Below are 6503 nucleotides of genomic sequence, written 5' to 3'. Positions count from 1 at the left end.
TTAATGAACAAAATGTTCCATTAACAAATGAAATAAAAGTTTCAATTGGAGGAACAACATTATACCCAACTGCTAGTATTAGTCATTAGGTATAAAAAGGCGCCCTGTAAGCAGGGCGCTTTTTTACTTAGTCACAAATTTTACTCTTTCCAAAACTGTTCCAATAGAATGACAAGCATGGTACCCACAAGTAATCCATTACTTAAAACATATTGTAAGGAAGAGGGAATTCCGCTAAATGCACTTTCTGGAAGAAACATTATTCCCAAACTGATTAATAATGAAATTCCTAATATAGTTAATCGGCGTTGATTTAATTCTTCACGTAAAATGGATTGAAATGAAATGCCTATTACTTGGACAAATGTTGCTAAAAGTGCGGCATTAGCAATAGGACCTGGTAGCAAGGATATAAAGTTTACAATTGAAGGAATAAAAGAAATTCCTGCTAATATAAGACTTGCTATAAGGAACGACTTCACTTTTCTTTGTCCTGTTAGTTGAATAAATCCTGCTGATGCAGGTAATGGTACAATTCCAATTGTAGAAAACAACGACGAGATAATATGCGATATACCTCCGGCCCACACGCCGCGGTTCAGTATTTGCTTTTCATTTTCTTTAGATAACGGAGCCACTTGTTTTACAGCCGAAATAGCAGCGATTGTATTTGCAACTAAAAGAAATGTAAATAAAGTTGCAGTTAGAGCCATTCCAATATCTAATCTAGGTGTGCCCCAAGAAAATAGCTCTGGTAACTTAACTAACGGTGTGTGTGAAGGTATATGAGATGATTTTCCTAATACAGCATACAAAAGCCAACCACATGAAATTCCAAGTAACACAGCGTAACTTTTCATCCATCCTTTCCCTTTAATTGATAAGAAAGTAATAAGCGCAAAAACAAAGAGCGCAATAGTAGCCGTTGTATAATCAGGATGAGTTACAGCTCCTTGTAATCCCATCATTCCTTTTAGTAACACACCACTAAGCTGAAGAGATAATATTAAAAGAAAAGTGCCTGTAACCAAGGGTGTAAATAAACGTAGAATTCGATGAACAAGCCCTGTTATACCAAGGAGGAAGAGTAATATACCTGCAATAATTAATCCACCTTCTAAAAGTTGTAATACATCCTTTGCACTTTGTCCCTGATGCATAGCGACTTGTCCCAATATGACAAATATACTTACCCATGAACCGGCTGGCCCATCCGCTATGGGATAGCGATGTCCAAACCATGCTTGTATAAATGAACTTACTCCTACAACTAAAAAAGTTCGTTGCATTAATGTTGAGATATCTTCTATTGATAAATGGAATATGCCACCAATAATGATAGGCAATGCAATTGCATTTGCTAATAAAAACACAAACCACTGTAGAATACTAAAGCTCGTATCGACGTATTTTTTATTCATATTATTCTCCCTTGTATAAAAAGAATCTCATAGTAAAAATCCATCCTTTCTATACAGCTAGATTAAAAAGGATGGATCTTATAAATCTATAAAATCACTTTAATTATATATATAGATTTTTAATTAATTACCATGTACGGAACGGTAAGAATTTCCCGTTAAGTGTAATCACGATACGAGGGTCGCCACCTTTTGGATCTTCTTGTGTGTCCACACCTAGATTGAAGTTAATTGCACTCATTACACCTTCGCCAGCTTTTTCTAGGATTAATTCTCTAAGAGTCGGTGCGTATTGTAACATCATTTCATATAATCGATATAAGATTGGGTCAGTAGGAGGCATTTGCATTACTTGACCTCTAAGTGGAACTACTGTTAATGCTTGAACTACTTCTTCATCTAATTCTAATAGTTTACCGATTTTTTCTGCTTCTGGACGTGTCATTGTAGCTTGTCCTAATAACGCTGTTACAACCCAAGTCTCAGAGTTTTCACTTACTTTTGAAATTTCTTCCCATGTTAAACCTTTTGCAATTTTTGCTTCCATAATTTTTTGCGTAGCTTCTTGTCTATTCATATCTAATAACTTCCCTTCATTTAAGTAATAATTAATTTTTCATACCATTTAATGCTTTATATCCATCAACTATTAAGTCTAATTTACCTGTGTGAGGATCAATAACTAAACCATGTACAGGAACATCTTTTGGAATAAGTGGATGATTTCTTACTAAATCAACATTAGCCTGAGTTGAACCGTTGACATCATCGAATCCAAATAACCATTTTTCAAGGTCAACACCAGCATATTCAATCGCTGATAAAATTTCTGGTGAAGCTACTCCACGATCTAATATTTTTTGAAGTGTTCCTTTTGGATTAGTTTGGCTCGCACCACATCTTTGGTGTCCGATAAGGAAGATTTCATCTGCATTTAGATCATATACTGATGCGACAACACTTTGCATAACACTATCGAAAGCAGAAGCAATTTTACCACCTGCATTTCTGATAACTTTTGCATCACCATCGTGTATATCTAAAGCTTTTGGAAGTAGCTCAATTAAACGAGCGTCCATGCAAGAAACAACAACCATACGTTTTTTAGGCAGTTTTGTCGCTTCACGAGGAGCGTATTCTTTATTTTCTACAAATTGTTCATTGAACGATAAAATCTCTTGTAATAACATATTTGTAACCTCCTTTAAATCTAGATGTATTTTTTTGTTACGTCCTCTATGTTATAAGTAAATATAACTGATAAATAATGTGATGTAAGAGGATAAACTAAGTATAGTGAATTGTATCGATAAGCAGAATAAGTTGACGAAACACTTTCAGGCTTTCTACTTTCACGGTGAAAGGATTGGTTTATATCATTGATCAAACAGATTTTGAGATACTGAAATTATTAGGAGAAAACTCAAGAATACAATGGAAAGAACTTGGTCAGAAAATACATATGACGGGGCAGGCTGTAGGAAATCGAATTCGAAGATTAGAGGATTTAGGGATTATTGAACAATATACAATCGCAATAAACCGAATCAAATTAGGACAAGTAGTGACTGCATTTGTTACTTTATTCGTAACAACAGCTAATCATCAAGAGTTTATGAATTTCTTTCAAAAAGAAGAAGGGATTTCTGAAGTAGACCGTATAAGTGGTGAGGGATGTTATTTATTAAAAACACATTTTGCTTCTAATGAAGAATTGGATAACTTTCTGGGGCGACTATTAAAGTATGGGAATTATCGTGTTAACTTATCAATAGGAAAGTTAAAATAAGATTTCTTTTTTGAGGTTATAGTAACATTATTTGCTAAACCTTATTTGTATAGAGATAATAAAATTTTTATCTTAAATAGTCGGAGCCTTACTACAATTTATGTGTAGTAAGGCTTTTTAAAGCTGTTAAAAAAATGAGAGATATTATATTCAATAATCGTGCTGAATTGTTGAGGGGGATATAAGACAATTTTTTTCAAGGGAATCATAAATGATTTTTCTTTAAAAAAATCCTGCAGCTCAGTACAGGATTTGTAATCAAACGTTTTTAAAAGCTAAATTGTGGTTTTATATCACCTTTATAAGGCTCATGTTCAACGAATATAGTTATGTCTTTACCCGCTTGGTCTTTACCAGTTCTTTTATACGTAAATTTCTTATTATTCAGTTCAGTAAGTTCAAGAGCCGCACCATATTTATTATTTCCAATTGAAACATGAGCTCTTATTTTATTTTCATGTACAACATCGAAGTAGCCATAATCACCGCGGCTTTGACCTGTTTCGCTATTGAAGAACTCGTATTTATTAGACTTGTCATCAAATTTTGCTAGACTTATAAAATTCGAATTAAACTGCGTTACATCATTACCGGCTTCATCTAATACCTTTGTTCCATGCCAAAGGGTTCCGCCTAAAATTTTATCTCCATCCACGTTTTTAACGATATCACCTGTAGTAGAGTTTAGCTGCTTATCCGGATCCGTGAAAGAAAGCTCTTTTTCTTTATATGGAACATGTTCAACGAAAACTTCTACATCTTTACCGTTAGCATCTTTCCCCATTCTTTTATAGGTAAATACATTTTTATTTAGCTTTGTCATGTCAACAACAGCTTGATACTTCATTGATTCTGAAATTAATATTCTTTTCTTCCCATCATTTGTGACAAAGAAAGTTCCTTTATCGCCACGGCTTGCACCAGTCTTAGCATCAAAAAATTCATATCTTCCTGACTTCGCATCATATTTTGCAAGACCAATGAAGTTTGCATTTTCTTTCGTTAAGTCATTTTTATCTTTGTCATACACTCTTGTACCTTGCCAATTTGTCTCGCTAAGAATATTAGCCATTTTTTGCCCTTTAGTTAACTTATTTTCCTTTTTAGTATCTTTCGCAGCTTGTTCTTGTTTTTGTTTACTATGATTTTCTTCAGCTTTCGTGCCAACGCAACCTGTTAATGCTAATGTGAATCCTAGCAGTATGGATGATAGTACTTTTGTTTTTTTATTCATTTTTATCGTCTCCTTATTGTATGATTTTAGTTAGTACGGTTTGCGATTATAGTAGCAGTTCGTCCTTTTAAATTTTTGTTATATGAAAAGATTCAGGTGGGAGCAACGAACTTAGTTACTACGTTTATCATGTTAATCCCCGAGTATAAACTCCCTCTAAATAAATCATTAAAAAAAGATAAACTAATTCCTAAAAAATTTTCATATTTATAAAAAACAATCGCTGGCTTACTGGATGGCCCTTTCGAACGCTTATCAATTTTTTTCTGATACCTACGAGTAATCGAAAAATACATAGTAAAGGAAGAAGGAAAGCTGTTAACAGTAATGTAATTCTTAATAGAGTTAATCGAGTGTATTGTAAAAGTTTTTAAGATGAATTGTAGGGGAAATGATGATCTTATAGAAGGTGATTCCTATAGGAAGGGGATGTCCATGTTTGATTCAACAGATTTTAAAATTATAAAGTTACTACAAGAAAACGCTAGAATGAACTGGAAGGAAATTGGAGAGATAGTACATTTGACTGGCCAGGCTGTTGGGAAACGAATTAATAAATTAGAAGAGGCGGGTGTCATTCAAAAATATACGATAGATATCGACAGGGCTAAGTTAGAAGGGTCTATTATGACGTTTGTTACACTATTTCTGCATGCACCACATTATCATAATCAAATTCAAACTTTTTTTGAAAAAACGGACTTAATTACTGAAATGTATCGTATAAGTGGCGATGGGTGTTATATCATGATTCTTCACACATCTTCGCACCAGCAATTAGAAGAGACTCTTGCAGATGTTTTACATTATGGTGATTATCGTATAAATACTGTCATTAAGACAATCGAAAAAAAGAAAGAATAAGAGATTTATTCTTTCTTTTTTTATATGGAACTGTAATTCTTTATTTGCTCTTGTTTATAAAACAGTTTGCCGACATGATTTTCGCATAAATATCACCAAACTCTAACGAACTCATGAACGATTGATGAGCGTGTACTGCGGGGATCAGATTTCCTTGAAATTCTAAATCTCTTGTTGTACAAGCATCTTCAATTACAACACATTGAAATCCTAAATCACTGGCAGCACGTACTGTTGCATCAATACATACATGAGTCATCATACCGCAAATGACTAGTTGATCTATTTTTTCTTTCTTTAATGTTTCAAATAAATTGGTTCTTAAAAAACTGTTAGGGTGATGTTTTTGTATGACTCTTTCGTTAGCAGTTGGCTGTACATCATCATGAATTTGAACACCTACTGTTTCAGGTAAGAAGAAAGTAGCTCCTTCATTGTTCGCAATATGTTGTACGTGAATAACTGTTTTATGTTTTTCACGAAATACTTTCAAGACTTCTTTCGCTTTTTGTGCGGCTTTTTCAGGTTGATGTAATTCCATATTGCCGCCTTCAAAGTAATCATTTTGTATGTCGACTAATAGTAACGCTTCGTTCATCATTAATCCCCCCACAATTATTTATACAGCAAGTTATTTGTACTGTACCGTTATTATATAAATTGCAACTATATGGAAGTAATAACGTCATGAAAAGATTTTGACGTATATGGTTTCATTGTGAAAAAGCTAAAGGATGCAAAGAAAAGATGGGGACAATTTGTTTGTGGTTTTTTGATTTAGAAACAGAAAGTGGATGGGGAAGTAGATATTAACTTAATGATGCATCTAAGCAAACGTACTATTAGATGAATCATTAAGTAACAAAGGAGCTGGGTATTTTCATGCGTTGTTATCTGTGTTTAGTGATAGCTTTTGTTGCTCTTTTAATTTTTCAGGAGTCACGTCATTTCCTAAAGGATCTAATATTTTTAATCCTGTAACAGTGGTGTTGATTTGACCGCGAATAATTTGAAGATACTTCTCGCATAATTCTGTGCGCTCATTTAATTCTGTTTTTGTTAAACCTTCTTCTTTTTGTTTTTTAGCTAATTCATTAATTCGATTTAAAACTTCAAGCATTGTTTTCTCCGCCTTTCTTTTTTGTATTATTCGATTAGATTGTAGTTTTGCATTATGATTATGGTTGCTACCATC

8 protein-coding genes are annotated in these 6503 nt (G+C 33.5%); 2 read left to right on the top strand and 6 right to left on the bottom strand.

Annotated elements, in window-relative coordinates; translation table 11 throughout:
- Positions 1-140: 140 nt before the first annotated feature.
- The 3 genes from CQ058_RS14890 to CQ058_RS14880 form a co-directional block, all read right to left on the bottom strand.
- Positions 141-1421, bottom strand: a complete 1281-nt coding sequence (locus tag CQ058_RS14890; protein WP_105589795.1) for a purine/pyrimidine permease — start codon at positions 1419-1421, stop codon at positions 141-143.
- A 127-nt stretch (positions 1422-1548) separates the two neighbouring features.
- Complete coding sequence (gene cynS / locus CQ058_RS14885) at positions 1549-1998, bottom strand: cyanase (protein ID WP_001081567.1); 450 nt, start codon at positions 1996-1998, stop codon at positions 1549-1551.
- A 31-nt stretch (positions 1999-2029) separates the two neighbouring features.
- Complete coding sequence (locus tag CQ058_RS14880) at positions 2030-2611, bottom strand: beta-class carbonic anhydrase (protein ID WP_002129867.1); 582 nt, start codon at positions 2609-2611, stop codon at positions 2030-2032.
- Between the two features lie 167 nt (positions 2612-2778).
- On the opposite strand from CQ058_RS14880, the gene CQ058_RS14875 reads away from it, so the two are divergent.
- Positions 2779-3210 (top strand): Lrp/AsnC family transcriptional regulator, encoded by a 432-nt coding sequence (locus CQ058_RS14875; RefSeq protein ID WP_002016035.1) that lies wholly within the window; start codon positions 2779-2781, stop codon positions 3208-3210.
- 268 nt (positions 3211-3478) lie between these two features.
- Here CQ058_RS14875 and CQ058_RS14870 read toward each other — a convergent pair whose 3' ends face one another.
- Positions 3479-4444, bottom strand: a complete 966-nt coding sequence (locus tag CQ058_RS14870; protein WP_105589794.1) for a DUF4822 domain-containing protein — start codon at positions 4442-4444, stop codon at positions 3479-3481.
- Between the two features lie 429 nt (positions 4445-4873).
- Here CQ058_RS14870 and CQ058_RS14865 point away from each other — a divergent pair, with 429 nt between their 5' ends.
- Positions 4874-5308, top strand: coding sequence for an Lrp/AsnC family transcriptional regulator (locus CQ058_RS14865; protein WP_002099310.1), 435 nt, complete (start codon positions 4874-4876; stop codon positions 5306-5308).
- A gap of 40 nt (positions 5309-5348) precedes the next feature.
- Here CQ058_RS14865 and CQ058_RS14860 read toward each other — a convergent pair whose 3' ends face one another.
- Together CQ058_RS14860 and CQ058_RS14855 are read right to left on the bottom strand one after the other, a co-directional pair.
- Positions 5349-5906 (bottom strand): cysteine hydrolase family protein, encoded by a 558-nt coding sequence (locus tag CQ058_RS14860; RefSeq protein ID WP_105589793.1) that lies wholly within the window; start codon positions 5904-5906, stop codon positions 5349-5351.
- A gap of 282 nt (positions 5907-6188) precedes the next feature.
- Complete coding sequence (locus tag CQ058_RS14855; RefSeq protein ID WP_105589792.1) at positions 6189-6428, bottom strand: DUF896 domain-containing protein; 240 nt, start codon at positions 6426-6428, stop codon at positions 6189-6191.
- Between the last annotated feature and the right edge of the window lie 75 nt (positions 6429-6503).

This window comes from Bacillus sp. MYb56 (assembly GCF_002976445.1).
Lineage (GTDB): Bacteria > Bacillota > Bacilli > Bacillales > Bacillaceae_G > Bacillus_A > Bacillus_A mycoides.
The sequence above is the reverse complement of the archived record's forward strand: the minus strand, read 5'-3'. Positions and strand labels throughout refer to the sequence as shown.